The sequence below is a fragment of the Sterolibacterium denitrificans genome (genome assembly GCF_900174485.1).
Lineage (GTDB): Bacteria > Pseudomonadota > Gammaproteobacteria > Burkholderiales > Rhodocyclaceae > Sterolibacterium > Sterolibacterium denitrificans.
The window spans coordinates 1986077-2001578 of record NZ_LT837803.1; the positions used below are offsets into that span (position 1 = coordinate 1986077).

At 61.0% G+C, this 15502-nt stretch carries 16 protein-coding genes and 1 other RNA gene; 2 read left to right on the forward strand and 15 right to left on the reverse strand.

The features are described from left to right. Nucleotides 1–48 precede the first annotated feature (48 nt). Nucleotides 49–1047 (reverse strand): cytochrome-c peroxidase, encoded by a 999-nt coding sequence (locus SDENCHOL_RS08960; protein WP_154716920.1) that lies wholly within the window; start codon nt 1045–1047, stop codon nt 49–51. A 329-nt stretch (nt 1048–1376) separates the two neighbouring features. On the opposite strand from SDENCHOL_RS08960, the gene prfB reads away from it, so the two are divergent. Continuing rightward, a protein-coding gene (gene prfB / locus SDENCHOL_RS08965) for a peptide chain release factor 2 (RefSeq protein ID WP_154716921.1) occupies nt 1377–2481 on the forward strand; the annotation gives its coding sequence in 2 pieces (ribosomal slippage) (nt 1377–1457 and nt 1459–2481; 1104 coding nt in all). Between the two features lie 19 nt (nt 2482–2500). Here the strand turns inward: prfB and SDENCHOL_RS08970 are convergent. From SDENCHOL_RS08970 to SDENCHOL_RS08980, 3 genes are read right to left on the reverse strand one after another with little or no spacing between them, the layout of a single operon-like run. After that, complete coding sequence (locus SDENCHOL_RS08970) at nt 2501–2935, reverse strand: RidA family protein (RefSeq protein ID WP_154716922.1); 435 nt, start codon at nt 2933–2935, stop codon at nt 2501–2503. After that, entirely contained in the window at nt 2919–4658 is a 1740-nt protein-coding gene (locus tag SDENCHOL_RS08975; RefSeq protein ID WP_231912954.1) for an AMP-binding protein, read from the reverse strand. Before SDENCHOL_RS08975 ends, SDENCHOL_RS08970 begins: the two co-directional genes overlap by 17 nt. Continuing rightward, nucleotides 4658–4858, reverse strand: coding sequence for a SlyX family protein (locus tag SDENCHOL_RS08980; RefSeq protein WP_154716923.1), 201 nt, complete (start codon nt 4856–4858; stop codon nt 4658–4660). The genes SDENCHOL_RS08975 and SDENCHOL_RS08980 overlap by 1 nt, the downstream gene beginning before the upstream one ends. A 310-nt stretch (nt 4859–5168) precedes the next feature. Between SDENCHOL_RS08980 and SDENCHOL_RS08985 the strand changes: the two genes are divergently transcribed. Continuing rightward, the gene (locus tag SDENCHOL_RS08985) at nt 5169–5966 is read left to right on the forward strand and encodes a peptidylprolyl isomerase (protein ID WP_154716924.1); all 798 of its coding nucleotides are present in this window, start codon (nt 5169–5171) and stop codon (nt 5964–5966) included. A gap of 124 nt (nt 5967–6090) precedes the next feature. On the opposite strand, the gene recR is transcribed toward SDENCHOL_RS08985, so the two are convergent. The 11 genes from recR to SDENCHOL_RS09040 form a co-directional block, all read right to left on the reverse strand. After that, nucleotides 6091–6687 (reverse strand): recombination mediator RecR, encoded by a 597-nt coding sequence (recR, locus tag SDENCHOL_RS08990; protein WP_154716925.1) that lies wholly within the window; start codon nt 6685–6687, stop codon nt 6091–6093. Between the two features lie 50 nt (nt 6688–6737). Then, nucleotides 6738–7061: a YbaB/EbfC family nucleoid-associated protein gene (locus SDENCHOL_RS08995; RefSeq protein ID WP_154716926.1), complete on the reverse strand. Its 324-nt coding sequence runs from the start codon at nt 7059–7061 to the stop codon at nt 6738–6740. A 19-nt stretch (nt 7062–7080) separates the two neighbouring features. Beyond that, entirely contained in the window at nt 7081–8796 is a 1716-nt protein-coding gene (gene dnaX / locus SDENCHOL_RS09000; protein WP_154716927.1) for a DNA polymerase III subunit gamma/tau, read from the reverse strand. Between the two features lie 136 nt (nt 8797–8932). After that, nucleotides 8933–9031, reverse strand: an RNA gene (gene ffs / locus SDENCHOL_RS09005) — signal recognition particle sRNA small type. A gap of 77 nt (nt 9032–9108) precedes the next feature. Beyond that, entirely contained in the window at nt 9109–9705 is a 597-nt protein-coding gene (locus SDENCHOL_RS09010; RefSeq protein WP_154716928.1) for a FixH family protein, read from the reverse strand. Beyond that, a complete protein-coding gene (gene ccoG, locus SDENCHOL_RS09015; protein ID WP_154716929.1) occupies nt 9702–11060 on the reverse strand; it encodes a cytochrome c oxidase accessory protein CcoG in 1359 nt (452 codons plus the stop codon). The genes SDENCHOL_RS09010 and ccoG overlap by 4 nt, the downstream gene beginning before the upstream one ends. Before the next feature lie 250 nt (nt 11061–11310). Further along, complete coding sequence (gene ccoP, locus SDENCHOL_RS09020) at nt 11311–12303, reverse strand: cytochrome-c oxidase, cbb3-type subunit III (RefSeq protein WP_154716930.1); 993 nt, start codon at nt 12301–12303, stop codon at nt 11311–11313. Between the two features lie 32 nt (nt 12304–12335). Continuing rightward, nucleotides 12336–12506 carry a cbb3-type cytochrome oxidase subunit 3 gene (locus SDENCHOL_RS09025; protein ID WP_154716931.1) on the reverse strand — a complete coding sequence of 57 codons (171 nt, stop codon included), beginning with the start codon at nt 12504–12506 and terminating at the stop codon, nt 12336–12338. A gap of 27 nt (nt 12507–12533) precedes the next feature. Next, nucleotides 12534–13130 (reverse strand): cytochrome-c oxidase, cbb3-type subunit II, encoded by a 597-nt coding sequence (gene ccoO / locus SDENCHOL_RS09030; RefSeq protein ID WP_172955096.1) that lies wholly within the window; start codon nt 13128–13130, stop codon nt 12534–12536. Between the two features lie 21 nt (nt 13131–13151). Continuing rightward, entirely contained in the window at nt 13152–14588 is a 1437-nt protein-coding gene (ccoN, locus tag SDENCHOL_RS09035; RefSeq protein ID WP_154716933.1) for a cytochrome-c oxidase, cbb3-type subunit I, read from the reverse strand. A gap of 256 nt (nt 14589–14844) precedes the next feature. Further along, nucleotides 14845–15483, reverse strand: coding sequence for an OmpW/AlkL family protein (locus SDENCHOL_RS09040; protein WP_154716934.1), 639 nt, complete (start codon nt 15481–15483; stop codon nt 14845–14847). Between the last annotated feature and the right edge of the window lie 19 nt (nt 15484–15502).

Sequence of the window (15502 nt, forward strand, 5' to 3'; positions counted from 1 at the left end):
CATCCGTTCAGGCCATGCATGCAAGCCATGGCTGAACATCGCAGCGGCTCACTTTGCCCAAGGATCGGGCTTGGGCGTGGCGCTGGAGGACGGCGGCAGCAAGGGCATGACGAACGTGGGCTGGTCGCCGGTGAGGGTCTTGAGGAAAGCCACGATGTCGGCAATTTCAGCCTGGCTGTATTTGCGTCCCAGTTGCAAGCGCCCCATGATGTCCACCGCCGCTTCCAGCGTGGCGGCCTCGCCGTCGTGGAAGTAGGGATAGGTCAGCTCGACATTGCGCAGGGTCGGCACCTTGAAGTTCATGCGATCCTCATCCTGGCCGGTGACGGCCGCGCGGCCTTTCGCCGGATTCTTGGTCTGGTAGGGTTCGAACAGGCCCATTTTCTGGAAGGACGTGCCGCCGGCGGCCGGACCGTTGTGGCAAGCCACGCAGCCGCTGTCCCTGAACAATTTGTAACCGGCCAGCTCCTGCTTGGTCAGCGCCTTGTCGTCTCCCTTCAGCCACTGGTCGAACGGTGAATTGGGCGTCACCAGGGTTTCCTCGAAGGCGGCAATCGCCTGGGTCACCTTCTCGATGCTGATGTCGGCCGAACCGAACACGGACTTGAATTCGGCGACATAACCGGGAATCGTGCGCAAGGTGCCGACCGCCAGATCGTGGGTGAACGCCATTTCAGCCGGATTGGCGATCGGACCGCCGGCCTGCTCCCTGAGGTCGGCCGCGCGGCCATCCCAGAACTGCGCCAGGGCCAGGCTGGAGTTCAGCACCGTCGGCGAGTTGATCGGCCCTTGCTGCCATTTGTCGCCTACCGAAGTCTTCAGATTGTCGCTGCCGCCCATCGACAGGTTGTGGCAGGAGTTGCACGAGATGAAGCCCGAGCGCGACAAGCGGGGATCGAAAAACAGCTTCTTGCCCAGTTCGACCATTGCCGGATTGGTCACCTTGGCCGCCGCGATGGGCTGAATCGGCTCGTCGCGCAGATTCGCGCCCCAAGCCATGCCTGCCACGATCAATGCCGTGGCCAGTGCAGTCGTCTTCAATTTCATGTCACTCTCCTTTGGTCTATATAAAAAGTTAAATAAAGTCCCTACTACTATATAGACTAATTCTAATTTACTTTCCAGGAGTTTCAGAAGATTTGCACGTTCTGCCCCATGCGGGATGCGGCCAGACAAACGCTTGGCCGGAGGCATCGTTCAAGGGAATGCCGCCATAAAATGGTTTTGCTGTTTTGCGGTTCTGGCGATGCGCTGGCCAGGCTGCCTGCGCCAGCTTCACGTCTGCGCTTTCCGCCATGTCTATGCAGAAAGTGCAGGCGAGGTATCCGGCAAGCGGCACGGTATAATCCCCGTTTCATCTGCCGGACCAAAACCTCATGGAAGCCGAACGCCTCAACGCCATCGAAAACCACCTCGCCGACCTCGCCAGCCGTGGCGACGAACTGCGGAGGTATCTTTGACTACGCTGCCAAGGCAGAGAAGCTCGAAGAACTGAACCAGGCGCTGGAAGATCCCAAGGTTTGGGATGATGCGGCCCACGCCCAGGCGCTGGGCAAGGAGAAAAAGGCGCTCGAAGGCGTGGTGCTGACGCTGCGCCGTCTGGAAACCCAGCTCAGGGATGCCAGCGACCTGTTCGAGCTGGCTCGCAGCGAGGACGACGAGGAAACCCTGGTCAGCGTCGTCGCCGACATCGAGGTCATGGAAACCATGGTGGCGGATCTCGAATTCCGCCGCATGTTCGCCAACCCGCTCGATCCGAACAGTTGCTTCATCGACATCCAGGCCGGCGCCGGCGGCACCGAAGCCTGCGACTGGGCCAGCATGCTGCTGCGCCAATACCTGCGCTATTGCGAGCGTAAAGGCTACAAGACCGAAGTGCTGGAAGAAACCGAAGGCGACGTGGCCGGCATCCGCAGCGCCTCGATCAAGGTCGATGGCGAATATGCCTATGGCTTCCTGCGCACCGAAACCGGGGTGCATCGCCTGGTGCGCAAGAGTCCGTTCGATTCATCGGGCGGACGTCATACCTCTTTTGCCAGCCTCTTCGTCTATCCGGAAATCGACGACTCCATCGAAGTCGAGGTGAACCCGGCCGATCTGCGCATCGATACCTACCGCGCCTCCGGCGCGGGCGGCCAGCACATCAACAAGACCGATTCGGCCGTGCGCATCACCCACGTGCCCAGCGGTATCGTCGTGCAGTGCCAGAACGACCGTTCCCAGCATCGCAACAAGGCCGAAGCGATGGCCATGCTGAAGTCGCGCCTGTATGAACTCGAACTGCGCCGCCGCCAGGCCGAGGCCGACAAGCTGGAAGCCGGCAAGACCGATGTCGGCTGGGGCCACCAGATCCGTTCCTACGTGCTCGACCAGAGCCGCATCAAGGATCTGCGCACGAACGTGGAAATCTCCAATACCCAGAAAGTGCTCGATGGCGATCTCGACCCTTTCATCGAAGCCAGCCTGAAGCAGGGACTCTGAGCCTGAAGCCTGAACTCCGCTATCCGGCGGCTGGGGCTTCCTCGCCTGCCGGAATCACGGCAGTCGCCTCGATCTCGACCTGTGCCTGATCTTCGAGGAAGGCGGCCACTTCGACCACGCTCATCGTCGGGTAGTGGCGCCCCATCACCGCACGGTAGATGGCCCCGATCTCGGCGGCCTGCGCCTGGTAGGCCGCCTTGTCGCGCAGGTACCAGACCAGACGCACCAGATGCCGCGCCTCACCGCCGGCTTCGGCGAGTATGGTCAGGATGTTCTGCAGCGTCTGCCGGATCTGCTCAAGCAGATCGTTGCTGCGGAACACCTGCCCGGCATCCCAGCCGACCTGCCCGGAGATGAAGACCAGGCGTCCGCTTGCAGCAATGCCATTGACGTAGCCGCGCGGCGCGAGCCAGTCGGCAGGCTGCAGGATCTGCTGTTCATCGGGATGGCTCATGATCTCCCCTTTCACGCAGGCGGAAACGCTGCAACTTGCTGGTTTCGGTACGTGGTAGCTCGCTGACGAACTCGATTTCACGCGGATATTTGTAAGGCGCGATACGCTGCTTGGCGTGCGCCTGCAATTGCGCTGCCAGCAGCGGCCCCGGCGCATGGCCGGGATGCAGGACGACGAAGGCCTTGACGATATGGCCACGCTCGGCATCCGGGATGCCCACCACGCCGCATTCGAATACGGCCGGATGCTGCAGCAGCGCTGCTTCCACCTCCGGCCCGGCGATGTTGTAGCCGGCGCTGACGATCATGTCGTCGCTGCGCGCATGGAAATGAAAATAGCCGTCGGCATCCAGGATGCCGGTATCACCCGTCAGGTTCCAGCCCTGTCCGGCGCCGGCATCGACGTCAACGTAACTGCGCTGGCGTTCATCATCGAGATAGCGGCAGCCGGTCGGGCCTTTGACCGCCAGACGCCCCAGTTGGCCGGCCGGCAGCGGCTGACCGCGATCACCCATGACGCAGAGCCGATACCCCGGCACGGCATGGCCGATCGCACCGCGGCGCAGGCTTGCCGCCGTGTGCGAAATGAAGATGTGCAACAACTCGGTACTGCCCAGACCGTCGATGATTTCCTTGCCGGCGGCCCGCCGCCAGGCGGCTCGCGTTGCCTCGGGCAATGGCTCGCCGGCGGAAACGCAGTGACGCAAATGGCTCAGATCATGTTCCCCCGTTTCGACCAGTACGGCCAACTGGCGCCAGAAGGTCGGCACGCTGAAGCAGATGCTTGCCCGCTGCTGCACCATGGCCTGCAGCATGAGCGCCGGTGTCGGGCGTTCCAGCAACAGGGAGGAGGCGCCGTAACGCAAAGGAAAACAGAGCATCCCACCCAGACCGTAGGTAAAGGCCAGCGGCGAAGTACCGCAGAAAACGTCCTCCGGCACGGGCTGCAGCATGGCAGCGGGAAAGGTGTCGCAAATCGCCAGTACGTCGCGATGAAAATGCACGCTGGCCTTGGGTATCCCGGTCGTGCCCGAGGTGAAGGCAATCAGCGCGGGATCCTCGGCGCTCGTTGCGACATTGTCGAAGCCGTCATGATCCCCTGCGACCGCCCGCGCCAGCAGCAGGTCGAGCGAGTCCGGCGAATCGGATGAATCGGACGACCCAGGCATGTCAAACGAATCGGCGCGGTAGTGCAGCACCCGTTTCAGTTCCGTCGTCTGCCGGCCGGCCTGCATCAACTCATCGAGCAGACGGACATCGCATAATGCAAAATCGATGCGGGCCTTGGTGATCATCTGGCGCAGCTCTCGCGCGCGCAGCAAGGGCATGCTGGTGACGACGATGCCGCCTGCCTTGAGTACCGCCAGCCAGCAGGCCGCCAGCAGCGGGCTGTTGTAGCCGCGCAGCAATACACGGTTGCCCGGCAGCAGGCCGAGCTCATCGCGCAGGACGCGCGCGATGCGGTTGCTGTGCAGCAGCAGCTCGCGATAGCTCCAGCTGGCTTCCAGCGAGCGCAGCGCAACCCGGTCGCCATGACCGGCGGCCACCATCCGGTCGAGCAATTCGACTGCGCAATTGAGTCGCGGCGGGTAGTTCAGCGCGGGCAGATCGAAACACAGTTCGGGCCAGTCGCCGCGCGGCGGCAGGTGGTCGCTGACATAGCGATCGACATGGGCGGAAACATGGCCGGCAACTGCCGCCGCTTCGGTCATCTCGTGATTCATCAGTAATGCGGCGGGACTTCCTCGCGCAAGCTGAGACGCTCGGCAGGCGCCAGGCTGTCCATGCGTTCCCAGATCAGGCGCAACTGCGCCTGCAGGCGATCGATCTGCTCCTGCTGGCGAAAAACGACCCGATTGAGTTGCTCCAGCTGATCGTCGGCAAGACTCAGCATGGCTTCCAGCTCATTGATACGGGACTCCATGTCGGGCCTATCCATGTCTCATGCGGGCGTGGACGCGATTGCCGGAAGCCGGCGAAACGCGAAGCCCCGAATACTGCAGGAATGTTCCAGAAAACCGCATATCGGCGAAACGGCAAGACCCCAGGAAAGCCCGCCATCCAAAGGGGTGGAAGCTTAACACAGCCGCTTTGCTTGGTGTATGATGCAGCGTTTTTTGGCGCATTCTTCTGCTGGCACAGGGAAGAGTTCTATCAATCGTCAATCATCGATCGCACTCAAGCAGCCGTTCATAAACACAAGCCCCAGCCCCCTCGACCCGTAAGGAAAAATGATGAAAGTTTCTCTGCTTCGCACCTCCGTTTTTGCCCTGACTGCCGCCTTCAGCATGGCCCCCATGCTTGCCGGCAATGCGTATGCGCAGAATATTGCCACCGTCAATGGCAAGGCCATTCCCAAGGTTCGTGCCGATGTCATGGTCGAGGCCCAGGTTGCCCAAGGGCAGCCCGATACGCCCGAACTGCGCAAAATGGTGCGCGAGGAACTGATCCGCCGTGAAATCCTGGCCCAGCAGGCCGCGAACCAGGGCTATGAGAAGCAGATGTCCGTACTGGCGCAGATGATGCTCGCGCGTCAGAGCGTGCTGATCAACGCCTATGTCGCCGATTACGTGGCCAAACATCCGGTTTCCGATGAAGCGCTGAAGAAGGAATATGAGGCCATCAAGCTTGGCCTCGGCAACAAGGAATACAAGGTACGCCACATCCTGGTCGGAACCGAGGACGAAGCCAAGGACATCATCAACAAGCTAAAGAATGGCGAAAAATTCGAAGAGCTTGCCAAGGCTTCAAAGGATCCCGGCTCGCGTGAGCGCGGCGGCGAACTTGGCTGGGCCACCCCGGCCAACTACGTGCAGCCCTTCTCTGCCGCCATGGTCAAGCTGGAAAATGGCAAGTTCACCGAAGAGCCGGTGAAGAGCGACTTCGGCTATCACGTCATCATGCTCGACGACACGCGCGAGCTGAAGCTGCCCTCCTTCGAGGAAACCAAGCCGCAGCTTGCACACCGCATGCAGCAGCAAGTCATCGAACAGCACATCAAAGAATTGATGTCCAAAGCCAAGATTCAATAATATCGATTGACTGGTGTTGCTCCAGGCAACCCGATCGCGGCAAGAACGCCGCTCCAGAACGACAGAATGAAAAACGGACGCCGCGGCGTCCGTTTTCCATTCCCGGTACGCTATCCCGGCAATCTCAATAATCCCGGCGTTCGTACATCGCCTGCGCGATGGTGCCGGCATCGGTGAACTCGAGCTCGCCGCCAACCGGCAAGCCACGGGCGATGCGCGTCACCTTGAGGCCGCGGGCATGCAGCATTTCCGAAAGATAATGCGCGGTGGCCTCGCCTTCATTGGTGAAGTTGGTCGCCATGATGACCTCCTTCACCACCCCGTCGACAGCGCGCTCCAGCAGGCGCTCCAGGTGCAATTCCCTGGGGCCGAGGCCATCGAGCGGACTCAGGCGCCCCATCAGGACGTAGTAAAGACCGTTGTAGGCGTGAGTCTGCTCCATCATGTTGAGATCGACGGGCATTTCGACCACGCAGAGCAGGCTGGCGTCGCGCCGTGACGACAGGCAGCGCTCGCAGATTTCGTCTTCGCTGAAGGTATTGCAGCGCTGGCAGTGGCGAATGCGCTGCAAAGCCGCGTTCAGTTCATCGGCGAGTCGCTGGGCGCCGGCCCGTTCACGCTGCAGCAAATGATACGCCATGCGTTGCGCCGACTTCGGCCCGACGCCGGGCAGACAACGCAATGCCTCGATCAGTTTATCGAGGGAAGAAGGTGCGGACACGGGTCACTCGATAGCCGGTGCGTCACATACTGCTGCGTTGCGTCTCCGCCTCAGAACGGCAATTTCATGCCGGGCGGCAACTGCAGACCCGCAGTGAATCCGGCCATTTTCTCCTGCGTGGTGGCTTCGGCCTTGCGCACGGCATCATTCACCGCAGCCGCAATCAGGTCTTCGAGCATTTCCTTGTCGTCCATGACGGCCGCATCGATCTGCACGCGGCGCACGTCGTTCTTGCAGGTCATCGTCACTTTCACCATGCCGGCACCGGACTGGCCTTCGACTTCGACGGCAGCAAGCTCCTCCTGGGCCTTCACCATGCGCTCCTGCATCTTTTGCGCCTGCTGCATCAGCCCGGCAATTCCGCCCTTCATCATGCTGCTGTCTCCTGAAATATCAAAATAGGGGTTTGATGGATGTTTCGTCGATCGTGGCATCGAACATATCCACCACGTCACGGACGAAAGCATCCTGCTCGATCGAGGCGACGGCGCGATCCTGGCGCTCACGCTGAATCTGGCGATTGCGCTCGACCGGCGTTTCCGTCGCGGTATCGGCCAGAATGATTTCCAGCCGCAGCGGCCGGCCAAAATGCCGCTGCAATTCGTTTTCCAGCTTGTCCTGCGAAGGTTTGCCGAGCAGGAATTGATGCGCCGGCGGCAGCCGCAAGGTGATTTTTTTCTCGTCGACATCCACCAGTTCGCAATGCTGAGCCAGGCTGCGCACCATGCCGCCCAGCGACATGGAGACGCAGGTGCCATGCCAGTCGACAGCTGCTGCGCCGGGTTCAGGCCGGGCCGCGACTGGCGGTGCGGATGAGGTAGATGATGAGGGTGGTACGGCTGCTACGGACGATGCGGGTGATGGCGCTGGCACGCGCGGCGGAGCGCTGACGGCCGCGGCATCAGGCGGTTCCGTTGCGCGGACACTTGCGGGCGCGGTTGCGTTCGCCGTAGCCGCTGCTGCAGGCGCGCTTGCAAGCCGAGGCCGGCCTTGCGTCATGCCCCCCAGCGCGGCGGGTGACTCCGGACGGAAGGCGAACAGGCGCAGCAGCGTCATGCTGAAGCCGGCCGCTTCATCCGGCGCGAGCGCCAGGTCGTCACGACCGTGAATCACGATCTGATAGGCCAGTTGCAGGAATTCGGCATCGAATGCGGTCTCGCCCGTGGCGTAGGGGGCCAGACGCTGGCGTTCGCTCTCGTCGCTGAGCGCCTGCGGCGCAAATTGCAGCAGGGCGATGCGATGAAACAGCGTGGCCAGTTCCTGCAGCGCAGAGTCGAAAGACAGGCTGCGCGCATCCATGGTTTCAGCGGCATTCATCAACGCGGCAACGTCTCCCGCCGCCAGCGCATCGAGAATTTCGTACAGATAATCGTCGCCGACCGTACCCAGCATGTCGCGCACATTCTCTTCCTCGACGCGCCCGGCGCCGTGGGCGATGGCCTGGTCGAGCAGGCTCAGCGCATCGCGCATGCTGCCGGCTGCCGCCTTGGCCAGATGCTTGAGCGCGGCAGGCTCGCAGGACACGCCCTCCTCTTCGAGGATGCGCGTCAGGTGGCCGATGATGTGCGACTGCGGCATCTGCTTGAGATTGAACTGCAGGCAGCGCGACAGCACGGTAACCGGAATCTTCTGCGGATCGGTGGTGGCAAGGATGAACTTGATGTGCTCGGGCGGCTCTTCCAGGGTCTTCAGCATGGCGTTGAAGGCCGAGTTGGAGAGCATGTGCACTTCGTCGATCACATACACCTTGAAGCGCCCGCGCGTCGGCGCGTAGGTGGCGTTTTCCAGCAGTTGGCGCATCTCGTCGACCTTGGTATTGGTCGCCGCATCGACTTCGATCAGATCGACGAAACGCCCGCTGTCGATTTCGACGCAGGCCGAACAGCTTCCGCAGGGCGTGGCGGTGATGCCGCTCTCGCAATTCAGCGCCTTGGCCATGATGCGCGCGATGGTGGTCTTGCCCACGCCGCGCGTGCCGGTAAAGAGATAGGCGTGATGCAGACGCTGCTGTTCCAGCGCATGGGTCAGCGCGCGCACGACGTGTTCCTGACCAACCAGGCTGGCAAACGACCTGGGGCGCCATTTGCGCGCAAGGACCTGGTAGCTCATGCGGATTTACTGGGTGGGATGGAAGGGTGCGGTATGACTTTGGGCATTGCAACAGCCAGCAATGCGACGATCAGCCAATGATTCAGCCGGACAAATGGCCAGCGAGCCTGTGGCGCTGGCATGTTGCAGAAAAAGGGTTGGCGAGCCTTGCCCCCGGCACTTGCGGTAAACAGCTGTGGCTGCTTCCTTCCGGACCTGACCAGATTCACCATCCCGCAATGCGGGGAGGCCCGCCAGCGCGAATTCTAGCAGATCGCCAGCCGGCATGCGGCGCATCGTGCAGTGACGGACGGCAAATGCAGCCGGATGCCGCTAGGCCGGATTTTCCGCCGGTTTCTCCGCGGCGGCCGGGGCTTCGGTTTCATCCGGCAGAATCGATCCGCCAAAAACCTGTTCTCCGCTGGCCGGCAGGACGATATTGCCCAGCATCAGCCAGGTTTTGGCAGTGTCTTCGAGCATGACCGTCCAGTGGCCTTCTGCAGGCAGCCTGAACTGGCCGACATAATGATCGCCTTGCCGGGTCAGCGTCTGCACCTGATCCAGCCCGGCCCGCGTCGGGTGCGAAATGGTGACGCGCAGCGCAGCGGGAGGCTCGAAGCCGGGACCTGCCGCAGCAAGGCGCACGATGATCTGGTCGAGCTCCATCGTCAGCCCTGCCTCCAGGCCCATCTCTCGGGCACGTTCGCTGAGCTTCAGCGTCTGGTTGATGGCCAGGCCCTGACGGTAATAATTCTCGGTGACCAGACCGTCATCGGTACGAATGGCCAGCCACAGGGTAATGAAACTGGCGACCACGACGACGAGCGGCCCCGCCATCAGCAGCCATGGCCAGCGGTGCCGATACCAGGGCGCGCCGGCAGCAGGCGTCATGCCGTTCATGGTGTTCGGGCTATGCGATTTATTCGTCATGGCATCAGAAAGCTGGCTTTTTCACGTACGGCCACCGTGGCATCGGCGGTATCGGTGACATTGAAATGGATCAGGTTCTTGCCCTGACGGCCTGACTCGGCAGGTACGCGAATCGCCACTGGCACCGTCAAGGTGCCGGCAGGCGGAATTTCGACGACATGGTCGCCGATGAAATCGGCACCCGCCAGGCCGGTGATGGCGATGGAATAACGCCGCGTCTCCTCGCTGACATTCATGATCTGCAGGCGGTAGAGATTTTCGATCATGCCTTCGTCGGTTTCACGCGACATGACGCCGCGATCCCGAATCACATCGACGCGCACAGGCAGACGCGTGGCGATGCCCCAGGCCGTGGCGCCGACCAGCAGCGCCAGAATGACGCCATACACCAGGGTGCGCGGACGAATCAGGTGAGCGGCGATCTCCTTGCCGCCCCAGTGCCGTTCGAGCGCATGCTCGGTCGAGTAGCGGATCAGGCCACGCGGATAGCCGACCTTGTCCATCACCTGGTCACAGGCGTCGATGCAGGCGGAACAGCCGATGCACTCGTACTGCAGGCCGTCGCGGATGTCGATGCCGGTCGGACAGACCTGCACGCAAATGCCGCAATCGACGCAATCGCCCTTCCCTGCCGTCTTGTAGTCCTCATTCTTCTTGCGCGGCCCGCGCGGCTCGCCGCGCTCGCTGTCATAAGTCACCACCAGCGTATCCGGATCGAACATCACGCTCTGGAAGCGCGCATACGGACACATGAACAGGCACATCTGCTCGCGCAGAAAGCCCGCATTGCCGTAGGTAGCCAGCCCATAGAAGAATATCCAGAAGATTTCCCACGGCCCGAGGCTGAAAGTCATGACTTCATGCACCAGCGTCCTGACCGGCGTGAAGTAACCGACGAAGGTGAAGCCGGTCCACAGTGAAATCAGCAGATAGACGCCGTGCTTGGCGGCCTTGAGGCGGAATTTGCGCGCGTCCATCGGCTGCTGATCGAGCTTCTGGCGCACGTTGTAGGGGCCTTCGATCTTTTCCTCGATCCAGAGGAAGAGTTCCGTAAACAAGGTCTGCGGGCAGGCATAGCCACAGAACAGGCGTCCGCCGATGGCGGTGAACAGGAACAGGCCGTAAGCCGAAATGATCAGCAGCAAGGCCAGGTAGATGACGTCCTGCGGCCAGAAAATCAGGTCGAAGACGTAGAACTTGCGTTCGGTCAGATCGAACAGAAAAGCCTGACGGCCATTCCAGGGCAGCCAGCAAAGCCCGTAGAAAACGGATTGGATCGCCCAGAAGAAAATCCAGCGCCAGGTGGTGAAGACTCCCGTGATCGAGCGCGGGTAGATCTTGCGGTTGACGGCCATGAACCGGGACTTGTCCGGTTTCCCCTCGCCTGGCTTCGCTGCAGGTGAGGACGAGGATGGCGTAGGCTGATTCATGCAACTGACCTCTATGCTGCCTGGCGCCATCGCTCTGCGAATCGCATCATTGGCGCCTGATTGAAACTTGCAGTCCCGCCAGCCCGATGCCCGGAGAAATCAGACCCTGCGGCCAACGCGGGAATGGCGGGTTAAAACGAAAATCCCCGGAATGACCGGGGATTTTACAGATCATTCACTCACCGGCCTCGGGAGCCGCGGGAGCATCGGCCGCTCCTGCATCCATCGAGTCGGCTGCCGTCTGCTCTTCTTCGGCAGGGGCAACGCCACCACCCAGGCCATAGACATAGGCCGTCAGCAAATGCACCTTGGCCTCTCCCAGCCGTTCGCGATGCTCGGGCATCTGGTTGCTGCGTCCCTTGGTGATGGTCTCGACGATGACTTCCTCACGGCTGCCGTACAGCCAGACCTTGTCGGTCAGGTTGGGAGCGCCGAGCATCTGGTTGCCCTTGCCATCCGCGCCGTGGCAAGCCGTGCAGGCTGCCTCGAAACGCACCTTGCCCTTGGCGGCAAGGATGCTGTCGTTGGCCAGGCCCGACAGCGAACGCACATAGTTGGCCACTTCCCTGGCACCCGAAGCGCCACCCACGGCATCCGGATTGCCGCCATAGGCGGGCATCATCCCGTTACGCCCATCCAGGATGGTGGTCCGGATGGCCTCGGGCGTGCCGCCGTACAGCCAGTCGCCATCGGTCAGGTTCGGGAAGCCCTTGGCGCCCTTGGCATCGGAGCCATGGCACTGCGCGCAATAGGTCAGGAACAAGGTCTTGCCCATCTCGCGGGCATGGGCGTCACCGGCCAGGGTGACGACATCCTGTTTCTGGAAGGCTTCGTAAATCGGATCGTATTGGGCCTTGGCGGCAGCCATTTCCTTTTCATACTGATTCTGCGAAGTCCAGCCGAAGATACCGGCAAAATGTCCCAGCCCCGGATACAGCGCCAGATAGACCAGCGAAAAGATCACCGTCAGGTAATACAACCAGCGCCACCAGTTGGGCAGCGGGTTGTTGTATTCCTCCAGCGACTCATCCCATAGATGCCCGGTCGTCTTCCCCGGCGTGGTCTGGGCGCGATCCTGCACCCAAAGCAGCACGGCGCAGGCCAATACACTGACCAGCACGATCAGTACGATGTAGATATTCCAGAAACCAGAAAAATCTTGACTCATGATGTCGTCCCTTGCTCCTTGACGCTGCCGGATTACCTGCGATTGCCAGGTTCCGGCCCGCTGTCATCCTCTTCCGTAAAAGGCAATTGCGCCGCTTCGTCGAACGCCTGCCGACGTTTGCCGCTGTAGGACCACCAGACGATGCCGACAAAGATGAGCAGCATCAGTACGGTAAGTGCGGCACGCAGATCGTTGGTATCCATGGCGCTTGCCTCGCTCGTTGGGTGCGTTTATTTGAGTGCCGTGCCCAGGCCCTGCAGATAGGCAACCAGGCAATCAAGCTCGGTCATGCCTGCCGTTGCCTCGCGTGCGCCGGCGATATCCTCGTCGGTGTAGGGCACGCCTACCGAACGCAGGGCGCGCATCTTGGCCTCGATGTCATCATTCTTTGCAGGGCGATCCAGCCAGTAATAGGCCGGCATGTTCGACTCCGGCACCACATCGCGAGGCTGCAACAGGTGCACGCGATGCCAATGGTCCGAATAACGTCCGCCGACCCGCGCCAGATCCGGGCCGGTACGCTTCGAGCCCCACTGGAAGGGATGGTCATACACCGACTCGCCCGCGACCGAATAATGACCATAGCGCTCGGTCTCCGCGCGGAACGGCCGGATCATCTGCGAATGACAGCCATAGCAGCCTTCGCGGATGTAGATGTCGCGCCCGATCAGGCTGGGCGCATCGTAGGGCTTGAGGCCGGCGACAGGCTCGGTGGTCGACTTGTGGAAGAACAGTGGGACGATTTCGAGCAAACCGCCGACACTGACGACCAGAACGATCAGAACGATCATCAGGCCGATGTTTTTTTCAATGGTATCGTGCTTCAGCATGATTGCGATCCTCGGTTCTCAAGCGTGGGCATGGCCGGCAGCGGGAGCCAACACCGGCGCGTCGCTGGCCTTGCCGGCCGCCATGGTCATGAACATGTTGTAGGCCATGATGACCATGCCGGTCAGGAAGCACAGGCCGCCTGCCAAACGAATCATGTAGAACGGGTAGGTATCCTTGACCACTTCGGCAAAGGCGTAGGTCAGGGTGCCATCCGGATTGGTCGCCCGCCACATCATCCCCTGCATGACGCCGGAGATCCACATCGCGGCGATATAGAGCACCACGCCGATGGTGGCGATCCAGAAATGCGTGTTGATGAGCCTGACGCTGTACATCTCGGCGCGGCCGTAGAGGCGCGGGATCATGTAATAGAGGCCGCCGATGGAAACCATCGCCACCCAGCCCAGCGCCCCGGAATGCACGTGGCCGACCGTCCAGTCGGTGTAGTGCGACAGGGCATTCACCGTCTTGATCGCCATCATCGGCCCTTCGAAGGTCGACATGCCGTAGAAGGACAGCGAGGTGACGAGGAATTTCAGGATCGGATCGTCGCGCAGTTTCTGCCACGCGCCCGACAGGGTCATGATGCCGTTGATCATGCCGCCCCAGCTCGGCGCCAGCAGGATCAGGGAAAAGAGCATGCCAACCGATTGCGTCCAGTCGGGCAGCGCCGTGTAATGCAAGTGGTGCGGACCAGCCCACATGTAGGTGAAGATCAGCGCCCAGAAGTGCACCACCGACAGACGGTAGGAATACACCGGACGACCGGCCTGCTTCGGCACAAAGTAATACATGATGCCGAGGAAGCCGGCGGTCAGGAAGAAACCGACCGCATTGTGGCCGTACCACCACTGGATCATCGCATCCTGCGCACCGGCATAGGCGGAATAGGATTTCATCGGCCAGAAGCTGACGGGCACCTCGGCGCTATTGACGATGTGCAGCAAGGCCACCGCGAGAATGAAGCCGCCATAGAACCAGTTGGCGACATAGATGTGCGAGGTCTTGCGCTGGACGATGGTGCCGAAGAAAACGATCGCATAGCTGACCCATACCACGGCGATCAGAATGTCGATCGGCCACTCCAGTTCGGCGTACTCCTTGGCCGAGGTAAAGCCCATCGGCAGGGTGATCGCCGCCAGAAGAATGACCAGTTGCCAGCCCCAGAAGGTAAAGGCCGCCAACTTTGGCGCAAACAGCGGCGTATGGCAGGTGCGCTGCACCACGTAGTAGGAGGTGGAAATCAGGGCGCAACCGCCAAATGCGAAAATCACCGCATTGGTATGAAGCGGTCGTAGCCTGCCGTATGACAGCCACTCGACGACATTCAGATCCGGCCAGATCAGCTGTGCGGCGCAGATCACGCCCACCAGCATGCCGACGACACCCCAGATCACTGTCATCACTGCGAACTGCCGTACGACTTTATAGTTGTAAGTCGCTTGCGATTGCATGATGGTCCATCCTCTCAAGAAAAAAACAACTCAACGCAAGTCAGCCTGGCGCTCCGCATACATCGTGCACACTGCGCACATATCGACGCACGATGTGCAAGGAATATGCAGACATCCAACTGCCACAATTTTGAAGCGGTTATTATGAAGCACTTGTTTAAAATAACAAATATTTTTGTCTGAAGTGTTGCCCGGGAAGCGTTTGGCTCCGCGCCAGAATGCCCCACCTGCCCAGGCACCACCCCGTCCACTCCGCTCAGAAGCGCCAGCCGATGCCAACGCCAATCGCCAGCGGATCGAGCTTCACTTCGCTGACCTTGACCCCGGCATCGGTACGAATATCGCTTTGGATATAAATCTTCTTGAGGTCGACATTCAGGTACATGTTGTCCGAGAGCTTGAAATCGAAGCCGATCTGCAGCGCGGCGCCGACCGAATCGCGATCCAGATGGAGACCGGTCACACCGGGCACCGCGAGATTGACGCCGGATACCCTCGTGTAGTTGATGCCGGCGCCGACATAGGGCCCGAAGGCGGCATCCGGCATGAAATGGTATTGCAGCAGCAAGGTCGGCGGCAAGTGCTTGAAGCTGCCCGCCTTGAACGGGCCGAGCGCGCTGGCCGTGACATTGACGTCATGTTTCTGCGGATAGGTGAGGATCAGTTCGGCCGCGATGTTCTGCGTCATGAAATAGCTGATGTCGACTTCCGGAATCACTTTGCTGGATGCCTGGATCGCATCACTGGGCACGCCGAGCGCGGGAATCGACGCCGAGTCATTCGCCATGTCGAGATTGACGGCGCGTACGCGTACCATCCACGGGCCGTCCGCCGCATGAACCGCCGGGGAAGCCATGGCCAGCAACAGGGTTGCCAATGCGAGATGCTGTTTCATCTGAGTCTCCTTGAATTGA

Excerpts from the sequence above, each read along its gene's own strand:
- SDENCHOL_RS08960 (WP_154716920.1), bottom strand. The coding sequence starts at position 1,047 with ATGAAATTGAAGACGACTGCACTGGCCACGGCATTGATCGTGGCAGGC.
- SDENCHOL_RS08970 (WP_154716922.1), bottom strand. The coding sequence starts at position 2,935 with ATGAGCCATCCCGATGAACAGCAGATCCTGCAGCCTGCCGACTGGCTC.
- SDENCHOL_RS08975 (WP_231912954.1), bottom strand. The coding sequence starts at position 4,658 with ATGAATCACGAGATGACCGAAGCGGCGGCAGTTGCCGGCCATGTTTCC.
- SDENCHOL_RS08980 (WP_154716923.1), bottom strand. The coding sequence starts at position 4,858 with ATGGAGTCCCGTATCAATGAGCTGGAAGCCATGCTGAGTCTTGCCGAC.
- SDENCHOL_RS08985 (WP_154716924.1), top strand. The coding sequence starts at position 5,169 with ATGAAAGTTTCTCTGCTTCGCACCTCCGTTTTTGCCCTGACTGCCGCC.
- SDENCHOL_RS08995 (WP_154716926.1), bottom strand. The coding sequence starts at position 7,061 with ATGATGAAGGGCGGAATTGCCGGGCTGATGCAGCAGGCGCAAAAGATG.
- dnaX (WP_154716927.1), bottom strand. The coding sequence starts at position 8,796 with ATGAGCTACCAGGTCCTTGCGCGCAAATGGCGCCCCAGGTCGTTTGCC.
- SDENCHOL_RS09010 (WP_154716928.1), bottom strand. The coding sequence starts at position 9,705 with ATGACGAATAAATCGCATAGCCCGAACACCATGAACGGCATGACGCCT.
- ccoG (WP_154716929.1), bottom strand. The coding sequence starts at position 11,060 with ATGGCCGTCAACCGCAAGATCTACCCGCGCTCGATCACGGGAGTCTTC.
- ccoP (WP_154716930.1), bottom strand. The coding sequence starts at position 12,303 with ATGAGTCAAGATTTTTCTGGTTTCTGGAATATCTACATCGTACTGATC.
- SDENCHOL_RS09025 (WP_154716931.1), bottom strand. The coding sequence starts at position 12,506 with ATGGATACCAACGATCTGCGTGCCGCACTTACCGTACTGATGCTGCTC.
- ccoN (WP_154716933.1), bottom strand. The coding sequence starts at position 14,588 with ATGCAATCGCAAGCGACTTACAACTATAAAGTCGTACGGCAGTTCGCA.
- SDENCHOL_RS09040 (WP_154716934.1), bottom strand. The coding sequence starts at position 15,483 with ATGAAACAGCATCTCGCATTGGCAACCCTGTTGCTGGCCATGGCTTCC.